At 58.1% G+C, this 20274-nt stretch carries 16 protein-coding genes; 7 read left to right on the forward strand and 9 right to left on the reverse strand.

Annotated features, from left to right (window positions below):
- The 3 genes from ABVN21_RS14995 to ABVN21_RS15005 form a co-directional block, all read right to left on the reverse strand.
- Complete coding sequence (locus ABVN21_RS14995; protein ID WP_353637206.1) at nucleotides 1–1050, reverse strand: YCF48-related protein; 1050 nt, start codon at nucleotides 1048–1050, stop codon at nucleotides 1–3.
- Between the two features lie 91 nt (nucleotides 1051–1141).
- On the reverse strand, nucleotides 1142–2521 hold the full coding sequence (locus ABVN21_RS15000) for a DUF1329 domain-containing protein (RefSeq protein WP_339552859.1): 1380 nt from the start codon (nucleotides 2519–2521) through the stop codon (nucleotides 1142–1144).
- A gap of 38 nt (nucleotides 2522–2559) precedes the next feature.
- Nucleotides 2560–4215: a DUF1302 domain-containing protein gene (locus ABVN21_RS15005; protein ID WP_339552858.1), complete on the reverse strand. Its 1656-nt coding sequence runs from the start codon at nucleotides 4213–4215 to the stop codon at nucleotides 2560–2562.
- A 625-nt stretch (nucleotides 4216–4840) separates the two neighbouring features.
- On the opposite strand from ABVN21_RS15005, the gene ABVN21_RS15010 reads away from it, so the two are divergent.
- Genes ABVN21_RS15010 through ABVN21_RS15035 form a run of 6 tightly spaced genes read left to right on the forward strand, consistent with a single transcriptional unit; the run spans nucleotide 4841 to nucleotide 13511 of the window.
- On the forward strand, nucleotides 4841–6859 hold the full coding sequence (locus ABVN21_RS15010; protein ID WP_339552857.1) for an FAD-dependent oxidoreductase: 2019 nt from the start codon (nucleotides 4841–4843) through the stop codon (nucleotides 6857–6859).
- A 37-nt stretch (nucleotides 6860–6896) separates the two neighbouring features.
- Nucleotides 6897–8099: an acyl-CoA dehydrogenase family protein gene (locus ABVN21_RS15015; RefSeq protein WP_339552856.1), complete on the forward strand. Its 1203-nt coding sequence runs from the start codon at nucleotides 6897–6899 to the stop codon at nucleotides 8097–8099.
- A 2-nt stretch (nucleotides 8100–8101) separates the two neighbouring features.
- Nucleotides 8102–9256: an acyl-CoA dehydrogenase gene (locus ABVN21_RS15020; RefSeq protein WP_339552855.1), complete on the forward strand. Its 1155-nt coding sequence runs from the start codon at nucleotides 8102–8104 to the stop codon at nucleotides 9254–9256.
- Entirely contained in the window at nucleotides 9249–10805 is a 1557-nt protein-coding gene (locus ABVN21_RS15025) for an AMP-binding protein (protein ID WP_339552854.1), read from the forward strand. The genes ABVN21_RS15020 and ABVN21_RS15025 overlap by 8 nt, the downstream gene beginning before the upstream one ends.
- Nucleotides 10806–10822: 17 nt before the next feature.
- Nucleotides 10823–13042: an acyl-CoA dehydrogenase gene (locus ABVN21_RS15030; RefSeq protein WP_339552853.1), complete on the forward strand. Its 2220-nt coding sequence runs from the start codon at nucleotides 10823–10825 to the stop codon at nucleotides 13040–13042.
- 10 nt (nucleotides 13043–13052) lie between these two features.
- Complete coding sequence (locus ABVN21_RS15035) at nucleotides 13053–13511, forward strand: thioesterase family protein (RefSeq protein ID WP_339552852.1); 459 nt, start codon at nucleotides 13053–13055, stop codon at nucleotides 13509–13511.
- A 38-nt stretch (nucleotides 13512–13549) separates the two neighbouring features.
- Here the strand turns inward: ABVN21_RS15035 and ABVN21_RS15040 are convergent, their stop codons facing one another.
- Genes ABVN21_RS15040 through ABVN21_RS15050 form a run of 3 tightly spaced genes read right to left on the reverse strand, consistent with a single transcriptional unit; the run spans nucleotide 13550 to nucleotide 16037 of the window.
- Nucleotides 13550–14329 carry an enoyl-CoA hydratase-related protein gene (locus ABVN21_RS15040; RefSeq protein WP_339552851.1) on the reverse strand — a complete coding sequence of 260 codons (780 nt, stop codon included), beginning with the start codon at nucleotides 14327–14329 and terminating at the stop codon, nucleotides 13550–13552.
- Nucleotides 14322–15236: an alpha/beta hydrolase gene (locus ABVN21_RS15045; protein ID WP_339552850.1), complete on the reverse strand. Its 915-nt coding sequence runs from the start codon at nucleotides 15234–15236 to the stop codon at nucleotides 14322–14324. The genes ABVN21_RS15040 and ABVN21_RS15045 overlap by 8 nt, the downstream gene beginning before the upstream one ends.
- A gap of 6 nt (nucleotides 15237–15242) precedes the next feature.
- Nucleotides 15243–16037, reverse strand: a complete 795-nt coding sequence (locus ABVN21_RS15050) for an enoyl-CoA hydratase-related protein (RefSeq protein ID WP_339552849.1) — start codon at nucleotides 16035–16037, stop codon at nucleotides 15243–15245.
- Nucleotides 16038–16195: 158 nt separating this feature from the next.
- On the opposite strand from ABVN21_RS15050, the gene ABVN21_RS15055 reads away from it, so the two are divergent.
- Nucleotides 16196–17272: a glycerol dehydrogenase gene (locus ABVN21_RS15055; RefSeq protein ID WP_339552848.1), complete on the forward strand. Its 1077-nt coding sequence runs from the start codon at nucleotides 16196–16198 to the stop codon at nucleotides 17270–17272.
- 77 nt (nucleotides 17273–17349) lie between these two features.
- Here the strand turns inward: ABVN21_RS15055 and ABVN21_RS15060 are convergent, their stop codons facing one another.
- The 3 genes from ABVN21_RS15060 to ABVN21_RS15070 form a co-directional block, all read right to left on the reverse strand.
- Nucleotides 17350–18156 (reverse strand): metal-dependent hydrolase, encoded by an 807-nt coding sequence (locus tag ABVN21_RS15060; RefSeq protein WP_339552847.1) that lies wholly within the window; start codon nucleotides 18154–18156, stop codon nucleotides 17350–17352.
- Nucleotides 18157–18291: 135 nt separating this feature from the next.
- Nucleotides 18292–19440, reverse strand: a complete 1149-nt coding sequence (locus tag ABVN21_RS15065) for an epoxide hydrolase family protein (RefSeq protein WP_339552846.1) — start codon at nucleotides 19438–19440, stop codon at nucleotides 18292–18294.
- A gap of 1 nt (nucleotide 19441) precedes the next feature.
- Nucleotides 19442–20260: an enoyl-CoA hydratase-related protein gene (locus ABVN21_RS15070; protein ID WP_339552845.1), complete on the reverse strand. Its 819-nt coding sequence runs from the start codon at nucleotides 20258–20260 to the stop codon at nucleotides 19442–19444.
- Between the last annotated feature and the right edge of the window lie 14 nt (nucleotides 20261–20274).

A 20274-nucleotide genomic window follows, 5' to 3' on the forward strand; every position in this document is an offset into this window, starting at 1 on the left:
CTATTGCACAGTGACTTCCCGTACCCCGGAAAAACCAACGCTAACGGCTTTGCCATTCTTGAGCCCGGTCAGACTGGTAAACCGTCCGGGACGCGACACCGTCAAGGGTTTGAAGCTGCTCACCGCGATATCACTGATAACGACTTTGCCATCGACCCCGGCCAACAGAAAACGGCCGTCAGGCAGACTCTGCACATCGCTGAGCGCCACATTGATTCCAGTGGGCAAGGGTTGCCACGTGGTGCCGCCATCCATGGATTTGAATGCCGTGCCCCGCAGACCTGCGGCAACGAGCGTTGTCGGTGTCACCTTGATGCTGAAAAAACTGCCTGTGTAGCCGGTTTCCAGACGCTCGAAGCGTTGCGCCCGAGGATCCAGCTTAAAGACGACACCGCGTTCAGAAGCGATAAACAGCTGCTCACCGCTCCCGGAAATCGCCATGTAATGCAGGAACTCGGGATTGTCGGAGCGCTCCATCCAGGACTCCCACGTGTTGCCTCCATCGTGGGTGGCGAGCAAGGTTCCAAATGTCCCAACGACAACGCCGTTGTTCTCGTCGGAGAACCAGATTCCCATCAGCGCCTGTTCCGGACCGTCCTGATAATTGAGCTTGACCCCTTCCTGAAAGCTGACAGCTGATTCGTCACCGGCAGCCGCCAACTTGTCAAAGTGCTCGGTCAACATCTTGCTCGCCGCCACGCCATCGAATTGCTTGACCCAATTACTTCCGCCATCACTGCTATGCAGGATCACGCCATCATGGCCGACTGCCCAGCCTTGCTTTGCCGTTGGAAAATGAACGCTCAACAGATCGCTTGAGACGGGTGAAGAGGCCTGGGTCCAGCTGGCACCGGCATCGTCGGAAACAATGATCAGGCCGCGCGCTCCCACCGCGATCAATCGCTCGCCCGCCGTGGTCACACTATTGAGATGAGCGCCGACCAAATTGCCTACAGACGATGCCGGGCGCTCCAGGGGATCGGTGAAGTCGGTTTGGGCATTCACCGGATTCGACAACCCTGTGACTAGGGCTGCCGCCAGCACGAACATATAACGCACAGTTGCCATTTCATCCTCACAGCACTACTGAGCCAGGTGGGTTCGAAGAGCCAAGCACCAGGTGCTCGACTCTTCCCGGGTTTCAGCGTACGCCGGAGCCGGACAATGCCCCCGATGAGAAGTAGTTGGCTGGGTAAGGATCGACCTTGTAGAAACCGGTCATTTTCGGTGCACCCATCAGCGAGCCGTTGGAGTACACGTTCTTGGTCATGTCATAGAGCACGTACTGACCATTGCGATAACCAGGCTTCTCGTACTGTTGAACCGCAGGCTGGTACATCAAGTGGTGAACTTTGCCGGCCTGATCCTCAGCAACGTAAGTCAGGATGCTCCAGCTGTCTTCGTCCAGATAGAAGCGCTTGACCTTCTGTACATGGCGCTCGCCAGGTTTGAGAGTCGCCTCCACTTCCCACACACGGTGCAGCTCCCAGCGCAGGTAGTCGGGGTTCAAGTGCTTGGGCGTGTTGATCGCTACAGGATCGGCCGCCCAGGTTCTGTAGGCGTTGTACGGTACGTACATCTCGCGCCGGCCCACCAGCTTGAAGTCGAACTTGTCCATCTTGCCGTCGAAGCCGTTGATCTCATCGAACAACAGCACGCCACCGCTGGAAGTACTGACCGTGTCGTACTTGAACTCAGGAGCCAGGCGTACACGACGCTGCCCAGGCACATAGCTCCATGCCATGTTGTCCCGTTCGGAAGTGTTCAGGAAGGCATGACGCATCTGTTTGACGCCCGCAGATGCGGCCGGTGACATGGTACTGGCGATCAATGCCCAGAACGGTTGATTGTCCGGGACCTTGTCGATGGTGTTATCCCAGAAAAGGTTACGGTTCTCGATCTTCTGCACGTTGGTCAGCGTTACGCCACCATTGTTATCGATCAGGTAAGCCGCCTGGGTACCTTCGGAATAGGGCAGCTCAAACTTGACGCTGGCATTCCACATGGCCTCGTAACCGTTCTTGGGAATCGGGAACGGGTACTGGGCATGGGCGTTGATCAAGCCAGGTGCGGAGCCGGCCAGTTGCGGATTCTTCACCCGCGAAATGGTGTTGTCGTAGACCCATTTTGGATAACAGGCCGTTCGATGAGTCGGGTAAATATCCAAGCGGTAGCTGTCTGGATAGCGTTTGAACAGCTCTTGTGTACCCACGTCGAGCTTGTCTTTGTATTGCGCCATGTTGGCTGCCGTGATGCTCAACACCGGCTTTTCATTGGCGAACGGATCGACATACGGCGAGCCGCCCTTGTCACCCATGATCGGCTTGTAGCCGGCGGGGGCCGTGCACAAGCCACCTTCCCAGGAGGGAATGGTGCCATTGGCGTTGCCGGCCTTGACTGCGCCCAGCGGCGTAAGGCTGGTCCCCAGTTGTTTGATCTCTTCATCGGTGGGTGCGGCCAGAACCTGGCCTGCAAACAGAAGGCTTGCCGCCCCCCATACCATCATATTCTTGTAATTCATTGATGAACCCTCACATCAGGCAGGTAAAGGGAAGCCAATCAAAAGGTCGTCTTGTAAGTGAACGACAGCCAGCCATGGTCGTTCTGCACCGCCGCGCCGTTCGTGTAGTCACTGGTGACGTAGCCGCGAGCCGGATTGTTTTTGTAATCGGCATGCGAGTCTATCCATTTGAGGGTGAAGTTGTGCAAGTTCATCCACTTGCCATTGATACCCACAGAGTAGTTGTAGGCACCTTCGCTAGTACCACCCAGCGTCGGGCTATTGCCGTCAATGCCGTAGGCCCAGGTCACCGGCATCGACACGTCCCAGCCCGGGAACAATTGCGGCCACTCAGGAGTGAAGCCAACTTGCGTACCGACCGAGTGGTCATCTGCGCAGTTCTTGCTGTAAGCCGTCACGCAGCCATGGCCACGCCCGTTATAACGCGCCTCATTTTCAGTAATCTTGTCCAGCTTGTTATAGGTCAACTCAGCTTGAAGAGTGCCTCCCTCCCAAAGGGCGGTGCGAGGTAGCAGATAAATACCGTTAATCAATGCATGGAAACTGTCGCCGCGTGCACCCTCGGCCTGGGAGTAGCTGGCGTCCCCCGTGGAAATCACGGTGTAACCCGCCACCGAGTTCAACGCTGTGTTCTTACGGTAAGAAACTTCACCCGCAACGCTGACCGTACCGAGGTTTTTGGTGAGACTCAGGCCGTACAGCTCGGTGTCTCGAGCATAGTTATAGCGAATGGCGTTGGGCACACCGGCGAAGCGGCCAGGCGCCACTTGTACGATACCGACCTGGGTAAAACTCCAAGGCAGTTTCTCACCGAACTTGCGGTAGTAGACCCCGGCCGTACCTTCCAGCCAGTAGGGGCTCCAGCGCAGGTTCACGCCGAAGTCACCGTGGCTGTCCGGCTCGATGTCGTCGCCATTCGGAATTCGGAAGATCGCAGCTGGCGAACCAAGATCGGAGCGAGCTCCGTCAGCATTCGAGAAGTAGGTACCACCTGGAACCAGGCGAAACGGCTTCCAATCCAGCAGGTATTGCGCACCGAACGAAAGTTCGTCAGTAAGCTGGACATCCGTGGATATTTGCTTGAGCGGCAGGAACAACTCTTTGGCTTCCGCACCAGGGCTGGTGGCAGCCTTGATGGTGTCAACCGGACCTTGGGAGTAAGCGATAGAGTTACCGAGGGTAAACAGCGATTCACCCCAGTAGACGTTGTGCTGACCGGCCTTCAGGTTGACGCCTACGCTACCGAGTTGAAACCCGGTGAACGCAAAGGCATCAAGAAATTCACCGGATGGCCCGGCGATGTAGCGATTGGCATAGCCGTTGTAGTGATTGTTGGTGTAGTTGCCACTGCCTACCAGATTCGGATTGGGCTCTGCACTGTCCTGATAAGCATCGTCATACCAGCCAGCAGCACTGACGCGGAAACCATGCTTCTGCTTCCACGCGACATCCAGTTCGGTGATGAGGTCAACACGATTGGTGACCATGTCGCCTTTATCGAACTTGTGTTCCGTATCGTCGTAGAACGGCGAGTTATCAAAATCGTCGTTGCGCCCTTCCATCCGCCAGCCGGCATTGTAGCGAACGGTATTGTCCCAACGAACGCTAACATCAGGGTTGCCCGTTTCGACTTCAAACGCCAACGCTTCGTTGCCAACAGCCGCCCCCAGCAGCAACGCAATTGAACAAGACACATAGACCGGTTTAATGGAACTGACACTTCGACCGCTAACGCTGCGTTTTGTGGTTGTTTTCACTGCCTGCCTCTCCGATTCGAATCGGTTTCTTATTTTCGGCTATGACCCTCTGCAACCGAGGGCCTAGACACTGGGCACGAAGACCAAATGACTGCAGCAAGGACGAGCGCAAATAGAGCATTTGGCCTTGACGCTGTCAATGACGATCCTTCAGAACCGCTAAGTCACAAGCTAACAGATCGTCAGCTATTGGCAAGACGTTTTCTCCTGATTTTTTTTGCTTTCTATTTTTTTACTTATTTATCAATCTGTTAATGAGAAAAAAGACCTCCACCCAAGAACCAGTTCATTACTGAGTGACAGTTAAACACCCGTGCAGCACCGCCTGTCATGTGAGTGAACCGCCACGAAATCGTCCAAACGAACGACTGATTTTTCCCGGATTCACGCGCTCTCCTCCCCCAGAGGTCAGATGCAACACAATAACCACTGGCATTCAAAAAATAACTGATATATCGTCAGCTTTACTGCATAACAATAAACCAGCCGCTTTTTCATGCGACCACGCCAAGCCCCCCTCCGGGCAGGTGTGCGGCAAGCAAAAAAAGCCAGGAGCCAGCTGATGTCCACCGTGCCCTACCCGCATCTTTTCGAACCCATACGCTTGCGTAATCTATACATTCCCAACCGCACGGTGATGGCGCCGATGTCGACTAATCTGGCCGGGCATGACGGCCAGGTAACGCCACAGCAAATCGCCTTCTATCGCGAGCGCGCTGAAGGCGGCACGGGCATGATCGTGGTGGAGTTCTGCTGTGTGGATGCAGCCAGTGGCCGCTCCGAGCACCGCCAGCTGACGCTGGAAACACCGGCGTTTGTTGCCGGTCATCAGCGCCTGGTGGAAGCCATCACCGGCGCCGGTTCCGTGGCGTGCCTGCAATTGCAGCATGGCGGCCAGGGTGCCAAACGCGAGCTGGTGACCGATGGCATGCCTTGGGCACCCAGCAATATCGCCTCGCGATCCGACCCTTCACGCCTGGTCGCCCGCGGCATGACCGAAGAGCAAATCGAACACCTGATCGAATGCTTCGGTCGCAGTGCGGAACTGGGCGTACTGGCCGGCTATCAAGCCTTTGAACTGCACGGCGCCCATGGCTATTTGCTGACGTCGTTCCTCTCGCCTTACAGCAACCACCGCGACGACGGCTGGGGTGGCGATGAAGAGCGTCGCCTGAACTTTCCACGCCGGGTAATCGAACGAGTACGCCAGAGCATCGGCGACCGCCCGTTGATTTATCGACTCTCGGCAGACGAGTTCACCCCCAAGGGCCTCAATATCGATGACATGGTGCGCATAGCACCCAAGCTGGTGGCTGCCGGCGTCGACGCGCTGCATGTGTCAATGGGATTGGGCTGGACGAGTTTTGACAAGGTCATCGAACCCATGTCGACCCCCGAAGGCTGGCGCCTGCCCTATTCGCGGCGCATCCGCGAAGCGGTCAATGTACCGGTCATCAGCGTCGGGCAGATTCGCTGGCCGCAAACGGCGGAAAACGCCATACGTGACGGTGATGCCGACATGATCGCCCTGGGCCGTCCGCTGCTGGCCGATCCCGAGTGGGCCAATAAAGCACAGCGGGATGCTGCTTTGGATATACGCCCCTGCACCTCCTGCAACTATTGCGTCGCCATCAGTTCCGGCGCCCACGGCACTATCGGTTGCGCCGAGAACCCGCGCAGTGGTCATGAACTCGACCGTTTGCCTGACGCTGGCAACCTTCGCGGCCAACGCGCAGTTGTCGTCGGCGGTGGCCCTGGCGGCATGGCCGCGGCATTGATGCTGCAGCAAGCCGGTTTCGCCACCGAGCTCCATGAGAGCCGTGACGAACTCGGCGGCGGCCTGATCGCCTCGGCCGCACCGCCGTTCAAGGACAAGCTGACCTGGTACTTGAATTACCTGATTCGCCAGCTCGATAAAAGCGCCGTGAAGGTACACCTGAACAGTCATGTCGATGCCAGCACCCTGTCCGGACCGGGCGCACCAGCCATCGTGTTGCTGGCAATCGGCGGCAGAGCCTTGCGCCTGCCGATCGAGGGCATCGACTCAAGCCATGTACGCGACGCCTATGAGTTGCTGATGGGACACACGCAAAACTTCCCCGCTGTCGACGAAACCTTGCCATTGCTGGTCTATGGCGGCGGCGAGACGGGGTGCGAAACTGCCGAGCTTCTAAGTGAAAAAGGCTATGCCGTGGTACTGGTCAGCCGTTCGCCGGCCAAACAACTCGCGCGTTCGGCCGAGGTGATCTATCGCGGCGTGCTCAATACCCGTCTGGCCAGCAACCCACGTATCCGCATCATCGATAACAGCAGCATTGTCGCCATTGCCGAAGACGGCCGCGTGCAATTGCAACACAACGACGGTGAACACAGTGAATTGCAAACCCTCGGCGTACTGATTGCCCAGGGACGCAGACCCGATGACACCTTGCTCAATAACTTGCTCGAGGCGGGTCTCGCCGTAGCGACCATCGGCGATGCGCGCAAGGGCGGACGCATCGGCGATGCCGTCCACGATGCCTATCAGACCGTACTCGGGCTGTGCGCCAGCGATGCGCCGCTGCGTCCGCTGGCGTGCTGATGCTCAACCGAACTGGATCTTGCCCAAGGAAACCATCATGCAACTGACGCTCTCCCCCGAGGATCTGGCCTTTCGCGAGTCGGTCCGGGCCTTTCTCAAGGATAAACTGACCGATGACGTCATTCGTCGCAGCCGCACCGGTATGCATCCGCCGAACGAAGATGACCGACGCTGGTGGAACCGGGTGCTCAACGAGCAAGGTTGGGCCGCACCACATTGGCCGGTCGAATACGGTGGAACCGGCTGGAGCCATCTGCAGACGCACATCTTCGAGTACGAATGCAAACTGGCCGGCGCCCCGGAGCTGCGCTGGCAAGGCCTGCGCCTGCTCGCCCCGGTGTTGTACACCTATGGCAGCGAGCAACAAAAGGCTCGCTACCTGCCACCGATTCTCAATGGCGATGAAATGTGGGCGCAGGGCTTCTCCGAGCCCGGTGCCGGGTCTGACCTCGCCGCACTCAAGACCAAGGGCGTGCTTGACGGCGATCACTACGTAGTCAACGGCCAAAAGCTCTGGACCACCGAAGGTCAGTACTGCGAGCAAGGCTTCTTTCTTGTACGTACGGAAAACAGTGATCGCCCGCAAAAGGGAATTTCGATGATGATCATCGACATGAAGTCACCTGGCGTCACGGTGCGGCAGATCCCGATGATCAACGGTGAAGGCTCGACCTGCGAAGTGTTCCTCGACAACGTCCGGGTCCCGAGGGAAAACATTATCGGTGAAGTCAATCAGGCGTGGTCCCAGGCCAAGTTCCTGCTGTCCAACGAGCGCACCTCCAGCGCCGACATCTATAAGGCCCGCGCTGACCTTGAGCGCATCCGCCTGATTGCCGGCGCAGAGCACAAGAATGGCTTGCCGCTGCTTCAGGATTCCGAATTCGTGAGGCGTTTCACCGGTGTGCGCCTGGAGGTTGAAGCGCTGGAATGGTCAGTGCTGCGCGTGCTGCATGAGGCCCCCAGCCACCACCCCATTGCCGCCTGCGCGTCGGTACTGAAAGTGCGCGGTTCATCCCTGCAACAGAAACTCACCGAGCTGATGAGCGACGCGTTGGGTCAGCGCAGCCTGCGGGTCTACAGCCGCGATGAGGCGTTTGCCGACCCGACGGGCGATCCGCTGTGGCCGGACCATGTTCCCGGCGTCACCGCAGACCTCATGTACTTGCGCGCCTGCACCATTTTTGGCGGCGCCATGGAAGTACAAAAGAACATCATTGCCAAACTGGCTTTCGGGTTTTGACCATGAATTTCGAACTCACTGATGAACACAAGCTGCTGGCCGAAAGTGCCGAGCGCTACATGCGCGAACGTTATGTATTCGAAGAGCGTCGCCACACCGTTACCAACGGTGCGCATTTCTCGCGCAAACACTGGCAGCACTTCGCCGAAATGGGCTGGCTGGCGCTGGACATCCCCGAAGCGGACGGTGGCGTGGGCGCCAGCAGTTTCGAGCTGACGCAGTTGATGGAACCCTTGGGACATGGCTTGGTGCTCGAACCTGTGGTCGACACAGCTGTGCTCTGTGCAAGCATCCTGGGCACAAGTGACAATACCGGCGAGCGCCAGCGCCTGCTTGAATCGATTGCCACCGGTGAAACCGTGATGGCCCTCGCCCATCAGGAACAAGACTCTCGCAATGAATACCAGGTGCAACTGCGCAGCAGCGCTCGCCGCGTAGCCGATGGCTGGGCCTTGAATGGCCAAAAGCACCGCGTATTCCATGGCGGTGTAGCGGAAAGCTATCTGGTGAGCGCCATCCTTGAAGACAGCAACGAAGCGGCTCTCTTCGTGGTCGCGCGTGCGGCTGTGGGGATGACGGCCAACACCTACGAGCTGATCGACGGCAGTCGCGCCGCGGATCTGCATTTGCAAGACGTACAGGTCACTGACGCAAACCTGTTATTGCGCGGCGAAGCCGTGCAGCAAGCCATTGAAGCCGGGCTCGACCGCGCCATCCTGGCGTTGTGTGCTGCCAGCGTTGGCTCCATGGAAGCGGTCATGGCCATGACCGCTGACTACCTCAAGACACGCGTGCAATACGGCAAGCCTCTTGCGCAATTCCAGGCCCTGCAACATCGCATGGCGGAGATGTTCGTGGAAACCGACCAGGCCAGGTCCATGTTGTTCAGCGCGATCAATGCGTTTGACTCAGGGGTAGTCGAGACCCAGCGCCAGGCACTGTCCGGCGCCAAGGTATTTATCGCCCGCGCCCACTATTTCGTTGCCAGCCAAGGCATTCAGTTACACGGCGGCATCGGCACCACCGATGAGTATGCGGTCGGCCATCACTACAAGGCAGCCGTACTGTTTGAAAAGCGTTTTGGCGACAGCGATTTCCACCTGACTCGCGCCGCCGGCAACCTGCAACAACCCGTCGGAGGAGCTTTGTATGCGTGATTATCTGCCACTGTCTTTCGCCGATGACCTTGAACAACGCGCACGTTTTTATCGCAATGACCCGGCTTATATTCTGGGTGAGAAACGCATCAGCCACGACGAGCTGCTGTCCAGCGCAAAACTAATCGGCTCGGCCTTGCATAATGCCGGGTTGCAGCATCAGGATCGGGTCGGGATCCTCTCGATGAATTCGATTGAGTTCGGCGAAATCATGGCTGCCACCCAGTGGGCCGGCTATATCCTCGCACCCGTCAATTTCCGGTTAGCCCCGGCCGAGATCGCCAGCATTGTCCGTGATGGCTCGCCTCGGCTGTTCTTTTTCGAAGCGCAGTATTTGCCGATCATGGAGCAATTGCGCCATGAAATGCCTTCAGTGGAGACCTTTGTCTGCATCGATGGCGAGAGCGACTGGGCAATCGGCTATGAAGACTTCATCGCCACTGGCGATCCGCTCGGCCCACCGATCCGCGCCACCGAAGAAGACATCTGCTGCCTGATCTACACCAGCGGTACCACCGGAAAACCCAAAGGCGTGATATGGGGCCACCGCGAGTATCGGCAGTTGGTCCAGGTCGATACCTGGTTGATCGACATGCAGCAACCGGACGTCACCCTGATCGTCATGCCCATGTTCCATTTGGGCGGCATGGTCATCAGTCTGTCCCAGCACGTTCGTGGCGGCGCAGCCTTTCTTCAGCGTCAGTTCGAGCCTCTGGATGTGCTCAGGGCCATCGAAAAGGAGCGCTTGAGCATCCTGCTGCTGGCACCGACCATGGTACAGATGGTGCTCGAGCATCCGTACGTGAGCCAGGCCGACCTCTCAAGCGTACGCACCATCATTTACTCCGCAGCCCCCATGCCGGTGCCGGTACTGAAAAAAGCCATCGATGTGTTCAACGGCTGCAACTTCGTCAACCTGTTCGGCCAGAGTGAAATCTGCATGTTCTCGCTGTCGTCGTCCCAACATCGACCCGATGGCACTGAGCAGGAGCGCAAGCGCCTGGGCTCGGTGGGCAAGCCCTACCCCAACCTGCTGGCCAAGGTGGTCGATGAGGACGGTAACGAATGCCTGCCAAACCAACCGGGGGAAATCCTCGCCAAGAGCAGCGCGATGTTCCGTGGTTACTGGAACAACAATGCCGCCACCCTGCAAACCCTGCGTGATGGCTGGTGCCATACCGGTGACATGGGTCGCTTCGATGACGATGGTTTCCTGTACCTGGTCGATCGCAAGAAAGACATGATCATTACCGGTGGCGAAAACGTCTATTCACGGGAAGTCGAAGAAGCCCTGCTGCAACACGCTGCAGTATCCGAATGTGCCGTGATTGGCATTCCCGATGCCAAATGGGGTGAAAGCGTCTGCGCGGTCATCACCTTCAAACAGGGAGAAAGCACCAGCGAAGACGCCCTTATCGAGCACACGCGGGCACTGATTGCCAGTTACAAGAAACCGAAAAAAATCATTGTGGTCGATGCGCTGCCCAAGCTAGTCACCGGCAAGGTCAACAAGATCGAACTGCGCAAGCTCTACGCACAACCGAACTGAACCCAGGCGAGGTTGCCATGAACTTGAATTTATCCGAAGAGCAGCAAATGTTGCTCAACTCCGTCACCCGCCTTTTCAGCGTTGAGTCCAGCCCTGCACGCGTGCGCGCAGCAGAAGCCCGTGGGTTCGACGCTGACTTGTGGCAGCAACTGGTGGATTTCGGTATCACAACCATGCGCATACCGGCATCCGCCGGTGGTTCAAACTTGGGACTGCTGGAAGCACTGCTGGTTGCCGAGGAAGCGGGACGCCATCTGGTATCGGTGCCCCTGGCCGAATCGCTGCCGGCAGCCCGCCTGCTGGCACAACTCGACAGCCCGGCCGCAACAGCGCTGCTCGATCAAGCCAAACAGGGCGAACTGATCACGCTCGCCCCCCAGCCCTACTGCGCGGGGCGATCAATTGCCCTGCCGGGTGCCGGAGCCGCGGTTGCGGTGCTTGTTCGTCGGGGCGATGCCATTCTGGCCCTGACAGGGCTGGCGGCAAAACCGCCAAGCGCCAATCTTGGCGCCGATAGTGTGCAGATACTGGCCGCCGATGACGACACGGTCGAGAGCCACCTGGTCGCCAGCGGTATTGAGTCCTGCCGCGCATTCGAGCAAGCGGTGGAGGAGTGGAAACTGCTCAAGGCAGCCATGCTGACGGGCCTTGCCCATCAGGCATTGAAGCTAGCCGCTGCTTATTCATGCGAGCGCCAGCAGTTCGGTCGGGCTATCGGTGGTTTTCAGGGTATCGCCCATCCACTGGCCGACGCCCTGACCGAAATCGAGGGCGGCCAACTGCTGGTACGACATGCGGTCTGGAGCATCGCGCGGCAGCAACCCGATGCGGCCGCATTGGTCTCCATGGCCTGGTGGTGGGCAACGCAATCTGCCGGGCGTGCGGTGGCCCGTGCGCTGCATACTTTCGGTGGCTACGGCGTTTCACTGGAATACGATGTGCAACTGTACTACCGCCGGGCAAAAGCCTGGGGGATGCTCAATGGCGACCCGCAGCTTGAGCTGGACAGGCTTGCCGCACGCTTGTGGGGTGACGGCCACGCCGTCGCCCTGCCAGACGTCGGTGAGGTCAATCTGGAATTCGGCTACGGGCCGCAGGCTGCACTGTTCGCCGAAGAGGTTCGCGCGTTTTTCCGCAAACATCTGACCGAAGAATTGAAAGCCCACGCCCATCATTCGGTCGATGGCTACCATGCCGGCTTTAACCGCATGCTGGCCGACGCAGGCCTGCTGTTTCCTCATTGGCCTGCCGAATTCGGCGGACGGGGCAAGAACGCATTTGACATGGCCGCCTTGCAGGAAGTGTTCGAAGCGCACAGCTGGCAACGCATCACCACCCCGATCACCAATCAGGTGGCGCAGATCGTCATGCGTTTCGCCAGCGACGAAGTCAAAACAGAAGCCCTGCCCCGCTTTGCCAGCGGCGAGGCATTGGCTTGCCTGGGCTTCAGTGAGCCCTCGTGCGGCTCCGACGTTTTTGCTGCGAAGACGCGTGCCACGCGCACCTTTGATGGCAACTGGGTCATCAACGGGCAGAAGATGTTCACTACCGCCGCCAACCTTGCGGACTATGTTTTCCTGCTGGTGCGGACCAACCCCGATGTGCCCAAGCATGCTGGCCTGACGCTGTTCCTGGTACCGATGGACTTGCCGGGCATCGAAGTCCACCCGGTGCATACCCTGCAGGATGAGCGCACCAACATCACCTACTTGAGCGAAGTTGTCGTCGCCGATCGCTATCGGATCGGTGAAATCGACGGTGGCACCGCTGTCATGGCCGCAACCCTGGAGCTGGAGCACGGCGGTGATCAGTACCGCATCAGTTTCGAAAACATGTACAAGCATGCGCTGCAATGGGCGCAATCCACTCGGCGCGATGGCCACCCCATGTTGGCAAATGCCGATGTACAACGCCGACTGGCACGTGTGGCAGTACACACGACCATTGCCCGCGACCTGTGCTACCGGACCATTTGGGGAGTACAGGAGCAAGTGCCTGGCCGCGCCGCCTTCGGACCGATGTCGAAACTGTTTTCCACCGAACAGTACCAGCGTGATGCCCTCGACTTGATGGACCTTTGCGCGCCCGACACCTTACTGCAATCAAACACCGGGCTGGGGCATGTGGAGCTTGGCTATCGGCAGTCGATCGGCATGACGATCTACGGCGGTACCAGCGAGATCCATCGCAGCCTTATTGCCGAACAGGCACTCGGCATGCCGCGCTCCAGGACTTGAGGAACCACAGATGCCGCGCTTGCAACTTGAGCTCCCGGAAGAATCTTTCTGCTTCAGCACAACGTTCAGGGTGCGGATGAGCGAAATCAATGCTGGAAATCACCTGGGCAACGACACGCTGATTTCCTTGATTTCGGATGCACGCACGCTGTTCCTGTGCCATTACGGCATGCCACCTGACGATGTCGCCAACAGCCGCAGCAGTACACTGATCACCGACCTGGCAACGCTCTACAAGGCCCCGGCCTTTTTGAATGATCAATTGCTGATAGAAGTGGGGGTGACGGACCTGAATAGGTATGGAGGAGATTTTATCTACCGTATTACCCGTCAATGCGATAACAGCGTGATCGCCCTGGCAAAAAATGGCTTCGTGTTCTTCGATTTTGTCGCATCGAAAGTCGTGGAAATACCTGCTGAGTTCAAAGAACGCTTCAGTGCATCTGCAGAAAGTTGCCTCATCCAATAGCGAAGTCGCCTGCTTTAGGCAGGCGACTTTGTTGTTCTTCAAACGCCTCTGAAATGAGGAGCCCGCTTGGCCATGAACGCCTCGACCGCTTCACGATGATCCTGAGTCAGGTACAACGCTGCCTGGTTATCCATCTCGTAACCCAGCGCCTCGTCCAGAGTACCCATGCCCCGGGACAACGCCGATCGCACCAGCGCTACCGACAGTGGCGCATGGGCGGTGAAGCTGTGTGCCAGGGTGAGTGCCGTCGACAGCAAATCGTCAGCATCAGCGACCAACATATCGATGATGCCCAACCGCAACCCCTCTTCCGCTTCGACAACCGCTGCGCTGTAGAACAACCGTCGTGCCTGAGCGACACCGATACGCTGAGGAAGGCTCCAGAGCAATCCAAGGTCCGGAACCAACCCTACCTTGGCAAAGGATGAAACGAACTTGGCGCTGGGCGCTGCCACGACATAGTCGGCGGCGGCCGCCAATGAAAACCCGGCGCCGGCGGCATAACCTTGCACAGCGGCGATCACCGGTTTGTTTCCAGAAACCATCGCCTTGACCACCCGATGGCCGAGTACCATCCGTCCACGTCCGACGGGTAGTGGACGCTCGGCCGACATGCCAGAAACATCGCCACCGGAACAAAAATGCCCATTGGCACCATTGAGCACAATGGCCCGGCACTCCACATCGTCGTTCAGTGCCTCGAGACAATCTGCGAGAACGGTGAGTAAATCACGGGACAAAGCGTTTCGAGTCTTGGCATTGTTCAACGTCACAACCGCCACGGCACCGTGGCGTTCCAGCAAAACCAGGTCATTCATATTTGGCTCCATTGGCGAGTAGACCGCGTATTAACGCGATCAATGCAAGAGGCTGATCAATCATCATGTGATGGTAGGCGCCCGGTATGCCGAACGGTCCTCGCCCATCAGGCAACCCGGCGACAACGCGTTCGGCCATAGCTCTGGAAACGATGGCGCTGTGCTCGCCGTAGACGAAATCTACCGGTCGCTGGACCCTCGGCAGCAAACTGGCAGCGGTCTCCTCATAGGCAACTCCGGAGGGCAGCATCGGGTCGAACTTCCAACAAAAGCCTTGCTTATGCTCGGCCAGTGAATGCCTGGCGATATGGTCGACGATGAACGGCAGTGCGCCTGGCTGTTCCGGCAACAGGCGATAACGCCCCAAGGCAGCTTCACGGTCCGGGTAATAGCGCCTTGGCGAAGGCTTTACCGGATCGAAGGGTGGAATGTCCTCGGGGTAAACCACCAGGGCATCGAGAATGATCAGCCGCTGGAACAGATCGGGGCGATCGGCACAGGCACGCAGCACCCGCGCTCCCCCGTAGCTGTGGCCTACGGCAATGACCGGCCCCAGACCAGCCTGTTCAATAAAGCCGACGATATCGGCAGCCGCGATCTGAAACGGATAATCCGAACGATGACTGCTGTCACCCATCCCGGACAGATCGAGGGCGACAACCCGGTAGTGTTCGGCGAAGAACGGCGCTATGCAGTCCCACCAATGCGCATGCGCACGCAGGCCATGCACAAACAGCAACACCGGCTTGTCAGAATTGAGTGGCGACCAGCTCAGGTAATGAAGCTCGATACCCTCGACGCTGACGCGATGTGATTGTCCCGCCTGGGCGATAGCCCAGCTAAACCAGCTGGGCACCTCCTGGGCGCGGCGGCCTAAGGCAGCCTGGGCGAAAGAGGCGCTCAGCATGATCGATCAACGCTGATTGAATTTAGGTGCGCGCTTCTCACGGAAGGCCGCGATGGCCTCGACATGATCCTTGCTCGCCGACGAAACGTTTTCGTAAGCCATACCTACGTCCATCATGCTCGCCGCCATCTGGCGCAGCGGTACGTTTATAGTCGATTTGCTCCAACGCAGCGACTGGACCGGCATGGCGCCCAGTTTGTCGGCGTACGCATCGACGTAGGCATCCAATTCAGCAGCCGGTAAGGCGGCGTTGACCATACCAAACTCGACGCCTTGTTTAGCGGTGAACTTCTCGCCAGTGAACAGGTAATGCTTGGCACGGGCGTAGCCCATCAGGTATGGCCACATGATCTGCCCACCGTCGCCGCTGATCAGACCGACGTTGTTGTGAGGATCGCCAAAGCGTGCGGTCTCGGAGGCGAAGACCACATCGCAGAACACCGCGACAGTGGCGCCCAGACCAATCGCATCGCCGTTGACCTTGGCAATGATCGGCTTATCGCACTCAAGCATGCCATTGACGATGCGCTTGGCTTCGCGAACGCAGCGATAAAACTCGGTCGGGTTGTCATGAAGCCATTGCATGTACTCGATATCACCACCGGCACTGAAGGCTCGGCCAGCACCGGAGACAACAATGATGTCGCTTTCCGTATCTTCGACCAAGTCGTAGAACAGCCAGGACAGCTCGGTGTGAGACTGACCGGCAAAGCTGTTGAGCTTCTCTGGCTGGTTGAAAGTCACGTTCAGGACACGGCCACGACGTTCGAAAGCAATCGTCTTATAGTCAGCGAAATTCATCATCACACTCCACGGGGTCTTATTGTTAAACTCACTTGAAAGCTGACATTCGGTCAGTTATGTGTAGAATGTATAGCACCGTAAACGGGGACGCAAGCCAAAAAAAGCCAAAGAAAAAATTACAATAACCAACTGACATTCATTTTTAGGAGCTTCCCATGCGGATATTTGCGGCAACCTCGCGCTATGTTCAGGGCGACGCGGCACTCGATGAATTGGGCCTCCATTGCAAAGTTCTGGGCAGGAGCGCCCTGGTGATCACCGACGCCGACATGGCCCGTCTGCTGGGTGACCGCGTGCTGGCGAGTTTCAAGGCAGCCGACGTTGCCTGTGCACTTGAAGTCTTCCCGGGGGAAATCACCCATGCCGCCATTACCGCTCTGGCTCAGGACAGTTTGCGGTTCGGTGCCGACATGGTGGTGGGTCTGGGTGGCGGTAAGGCGCTGGACACTGCCAAGGGTGTCGCCTTGAAGCTGGGCTTGCGTAGCGTGAGCGTGCCGACCATCGCATCGAACGATGGTCCTGCCAGTGCCGCCATTGCCGTGTACGACGATGAACACATCATGCAGGACATCCTCCATTTGCCACGCAACCCGGACCTGGTGCTGGTCGACACTGGTGTCATTGCCAATGCCCCGGCACGTTTTCTGCGCGCCGGTATTGGCGATGCCATTTCAAAGAAATTCGAAGCCCAGGCTTGCGCCTCCGCCGGTGCCCTTACCCTGCTGGGCACCCCGGCATCGCTTACTGGCCTGATGGCCGCCGATGCCTGCTACAGCATCATTCGCAAACACGCCGCCGCGGCGTTGCGCGCCGTCGAAGCCAAGCAGGTCAACGATGACCTGGAGGCACTGGTCGAAGCCACGGTGCTGCTCAGCACGATCAGTTTCGAAAACGGTGGCTTGTCAGTTTCCCACGCCATTGCTCGCGGCTTCTCTTATTTGCAGCGAGCCAAGGGCACACTGCATGGCGATCACGTTGCCTACGGCTTGCTCGTTCAATTGGTGCTGGAAAATCGCCCACTGGCGTTCATAGAAGAGCTGATCGGTTTCTATCATGAGATTGGACTGCCGACGCTGTTGCAAGACTTTGGCCTGCTGCAGCCAAGCGATAAAGAGATTCGCGAGCTGGCCGAGAAGTCCATGGTCAGTCCGAGTGCCGCGCGATTCTCCCCCCCAGTCGATTCCAATCAATTGGAGGCGGCCATCAAGCGCGTAGAACAACTGGGCGGATAATTCCCTGAGTGCCAGACAGCAGAAAGGGGAGACTGGGCTCCCCTTTCTGCTGCCGAGAACTTTCTGCTGCCTGGAACTCAGGAAAAACGCGCGAGCAATTCAGCCATGCCCGGGGACGGAATCATTTTTGCCGGGTTGTAGAACGGCGACAGCACCTTGACCAAGCGCTTCTTGCTGGCCTTGGAAATTTTTGCCTTCAGCAGCTTCTGGCGCTCGATGGATGCGGAGCGTTGTTCCTCAGTCATGCCTTCGCGATCTTTGTCAGTCAAGTAAGCCGCCACCCGCGCCGTGTGCGAACCGATGTGCTTGACCGCATAACCGAAGGCCCAGACCCGATACAACCAGGCGAACAGGCCGTTGCCATACAGCGCCTTATAGGCCTGGAAGCACACTTCCCGGTGTTCGAACTCTTCTGCCAAGTGCCACTTCCACAAGTCCACCGCTTCTTGGTCGGCGCCTTCGAGGTACTCGCCAAGTTCCTCGAAAAAGACCTGTCCGGCCGACGAACCCATGGCCTCGAAACCTTCGCAATAGGCGACATTGAAGCGCAGCGATTTTGTGTCGAGGAAACGCTGGTAATCCTCCTTGTAAGGTTTCTCCAGGGCCTGCATGCCTTCATAACCAGACTTGTACAGCATCTTGTTGAAAGCCACGTGCTGCTTGCAGTGCTGCACTTCCTGCTTGTTGAAAATCTCGATGCTTTCGCGCAGTTTTGGATGGCTTTCGCCCAGGGCATCCTTGACGCGCATCATGACTTTGACCAGAAACGGCTCGATATGCGCAGGTACCGTGGAAAACGCATTGTAGCTCTGGGCAAATTCATGGACCGGTGCCCAATGGGGTCGAATACTGGAAAAATCGAAGTTGGGTAGACGGACTTTCATCGCCACGGTTCCTCTTATTGTTATTGATCGTGCTCAAGTCGGGCCGCAGGAGCCCAACTGCAAGAATAATAAATGACTGTTTGTCAGTTGTATTCCGATCCAGGCTCCGCGTCAATCGTCACGGAACCCCTCGGACTAACGGCGGGTCACCACGGATGCGCCCCAGCGGCGGATGTCATTAACGAAAAGCTCTGGCACCTCCATCGCCGCAAAATGTCCGCCTTCAGGCAATGACGTCATGTCAGCCAGGTTGTAGACCAACTCGATCCGGCTGCGTGGAGCCACAGGCGTAAGCGCATCACCCGAGTACTCGGCGAACGTCGTCGGGGTTTCACAACGAACACCGGCAGGCAGTAGCGTAAAACCATCCTTGACCACGCCGGGGTAATACCAGAGCGCACTGGTGAAGCTGCCGGTCATCACATACAGCACGATGTTGCTCAGCAGAGTGTCCAGGTCGAAGACCTGTTCGAAGCTGCGCTGGCGCAAATCCGCCCAGTCATGAAAGCGCTCCAGTATCCATGCTGCCTGGCCCATTGGGTTATCCGCTGCAGCCCAGGCAATCGACTGTGGCTTGCTCATCTGTACCGCTGCATAACCGCTGTAGGCCCGCTGGGCGGCTTCGGCCTGGCGCTGCCAATTGAGCTCAGCGTCGTCTCGCGGTGGTGTCAGCGAGCGAAAGCCCAGCATGTTCAAATGAATCGCTTCGACATGCTCGCCATGGTCCAGGCCAAGCCAGGACGTGACGATGGAGCCCCAATCGCCGCCCTGAGCCCAATAGCGCGGGTAGCCAAGTACCTCAGTCATCAACTTGTTCCACAGGATCGCCGTCTGACGCTGGCTGAAGACCCCTGGTGGTTTGCCGCTGAAACCGAAGCCCGGCAAGCTTGGGATGATGAGATCGAAGGCCTGATCGGCACTGCCACCATGGCGTGACGGAAAGGCCAGCGGTTCGATGACGTCCCAAAATTCCAGATGCGAGCCCGGCCAGCCATGGGTCAACAGCAATGGCCGACGACCTTCGGCTTCGCCTTTGACATGGACGAAATGCACCTCCAGGCCGTCGATCTCGGCGATGAATTGCGGGTAACGATTAAGCCGGTCCTGGCAGGCCTGCCAATCGAACGACTCAAGCCAGTGGCGTTGCAGTCGATGCAAAAATTCACTGTCACAGCCCAGTGTCCAACCAGTACCGGCTGGAGCCGGGGGTAACCGACAGTCCTCGACCTTGCGCATCACCCGCGCGATGTCGGCATCGGTCCATTGCACTTCGAAGGCGTTCATATCAGCTCCAGGTCCAGTTCGGATCGCGCTTTTCCATTTGGGCACGCCGCGCTTCAGTCGAATCGTTGTAGCGCGTCACGCGGCCGGTGTAATCCTGTTCGATACGATAACCTTCCTTGAGCCCCAGGTCCTCGACCCGTGTCAGCGATTCCTTGGCCAGGCGCAGGCCGATTGGACTGTTGCGGGCGATACTGGTGGCCAGACCGAGGGCTGCGTCCATCAATTTCTCCGGTGCAACGACCTCCTCGACAGCACCCAATCGATAGAACTCTTGCGCCGGAACCGCCTCGCCCGTGAAAAACATCTTGCGCGTCTTGAAAGGCCCGACCAGCCGCTGCAAGTGGCGAGCACCACCCAGCACACCGACCTTGATTTCCGGAACGGAGAAGGTGGCGTTCTCGGATGCAATTATCAGATCGCAGCACGCCACCAGCACCAGCCCGGCACCAATAGCCTTGCCATTGACTGCCGCGATGACCGGCAGCGGACAATCGAGAATGGACCAGAAGCATTCGCGTACTACCGCACCCGGATCGAGCAGATCGATGGTGGTGTCGCCTTCGGCTGGTGTTCGGGCATGCCGGCGCGCCGAGTCATTGAGGTCGATCCCGGCACAAAACAGCCGGTCGCCGGGTGCAGTCAACACAATCACACTGGCTTCGGTGGACCGTGCCAAGGCATTGAAAGTGGCGGTTATCTCCCGGATGGCTACCGAATCGAGCGCATTGACCGGCGCACGGTCAAGGGTCACGACAGCAACTCGATCGCGAATTTCGGTGTGCACATGCTGCATTGGCGTGCCTGTGACAGTCGTGCTCATGAAGGGCAATCTCC

Source organism: Pseudomonas sp. MYb327, assembly GCF_040438925.1.
Classification (GTDB): Bacteria; Pseudomonadota; Gammaproteobacteria; order Pseudomonadales; family Pseudomonadaceae; genus Aquipseudomonas.

Excerpts from the sequence above, each read along its gene's own strand:
- ABVN21_RS15070 (WP_339552845.1), bottom strand. The coding sequence starts at position 20,260 with ATGAGCACGACTGTCACAGGCACGCCAATGCAGCATGTGCACACCGAA.
- ABVN21_RS14995 (WP_353637206.1), bottom strand. The coding sequence starts at position 1,050 with ATGTTCGTGCTGGCGGCAGCCCTAGTCACAGGGTTGTCGAATCCGGTG.
- ABVN21_RS15060 (WP_339552847.1), bottom strand. The coding sequence starts at position 18,156 with ATGAAAGTCCGTCTACCCAACTTCGATTTTTCCAGTATTCGACCCCAT.
- ABVN21_RS15015 (WP_339552856.1), top strand. The coding sequence starts at position 6,897 with ATGCAACTGACGCTCTCCCCCGAGGATCTGGCCTTTCGCGAGTCGGTC.
- ABVN21_RS15000 (WP_339552859.1), bottom strand. The coding sequence starts at position 2,521 with ATGAATTACAAGAATATGATGGTATGGGGGGCGGCAAGCCTTCTGTTT.
- ABVN21_RS15010 (WP_339552857.1), top strand. The coding sequence starts at position 4,841 with ATGTCCACCGTGCCCTACCCGCATCTTTTCGAACCCATACGCTTGCGT.
- ABVN21_RS15045 (WP_339552850.1), bottom strand. The coding sequence starts at position 15,236 with ATGCTGAGCGCCTCTTTCGCCCAGGCTGCCTTAGGCCGCCGCGCCCAG.
- ABVN21_RS15055 (WP_339552848.1), top strand. The coding sequence starts at position 16,196 with ATGCGGATATTTGCGGCAACCTCGCGCTATGTTCAGGGCGACGCGGCA.
- ABVN21_RS15025 (WP_339552854.1), top strand. The coding sequence starts at position 9,249 with ATGCGTGATTATCTGCCACTGTCTTTCGCCGATGACCTTGAACAACGC.
- ABVN21_RS15020 (WP_339552855.1), top strand. The coding sequence starts at position 8,102 with ATGAATTTCGAACTCACTGATGAACACAAGCTGCTGGCCGAAAGTGCC.
- ABVN21_RS15030 (WP_339552853.1), top strand. The coding sequence starts at position 10,823 with ATGAACTTGAATTTATCCGAAGAGCAGCAAATGTTGCTCAACTCCGTC.
- ABVN21_RS15065 (WP_339552846.1), bottom strand. The coding sequence starts at position 19,440 with ATGAACGCCTTCGAAGTGCAATGGACCGATGCCGACATCGCGCGGGTG.
- ABVN21_RS15050 (WP_339552849.1), bottom strand. The coding sequence starts at position 16,037 with ATGAATTTCGCTGACTATAAGACGATTGCTTTCGAACGTCGTGGCCGT.
- ABVN21_RS15040 (WP_339552851.1), bottom strand. The coding sequence starts at position 14,329 with ATGAATGACCTGGTTTTGCTGGAACGCCACGGTGCCGTGGCGGTTGTG.
- ABVN21_RS15035 (WP_339552852.1), top strand. The coding sequence starts at position 13,053 with ATGCCGCGCTTGCAACTTGAGCTCCCGGAAGAATCTTTCTGCTTCAGC.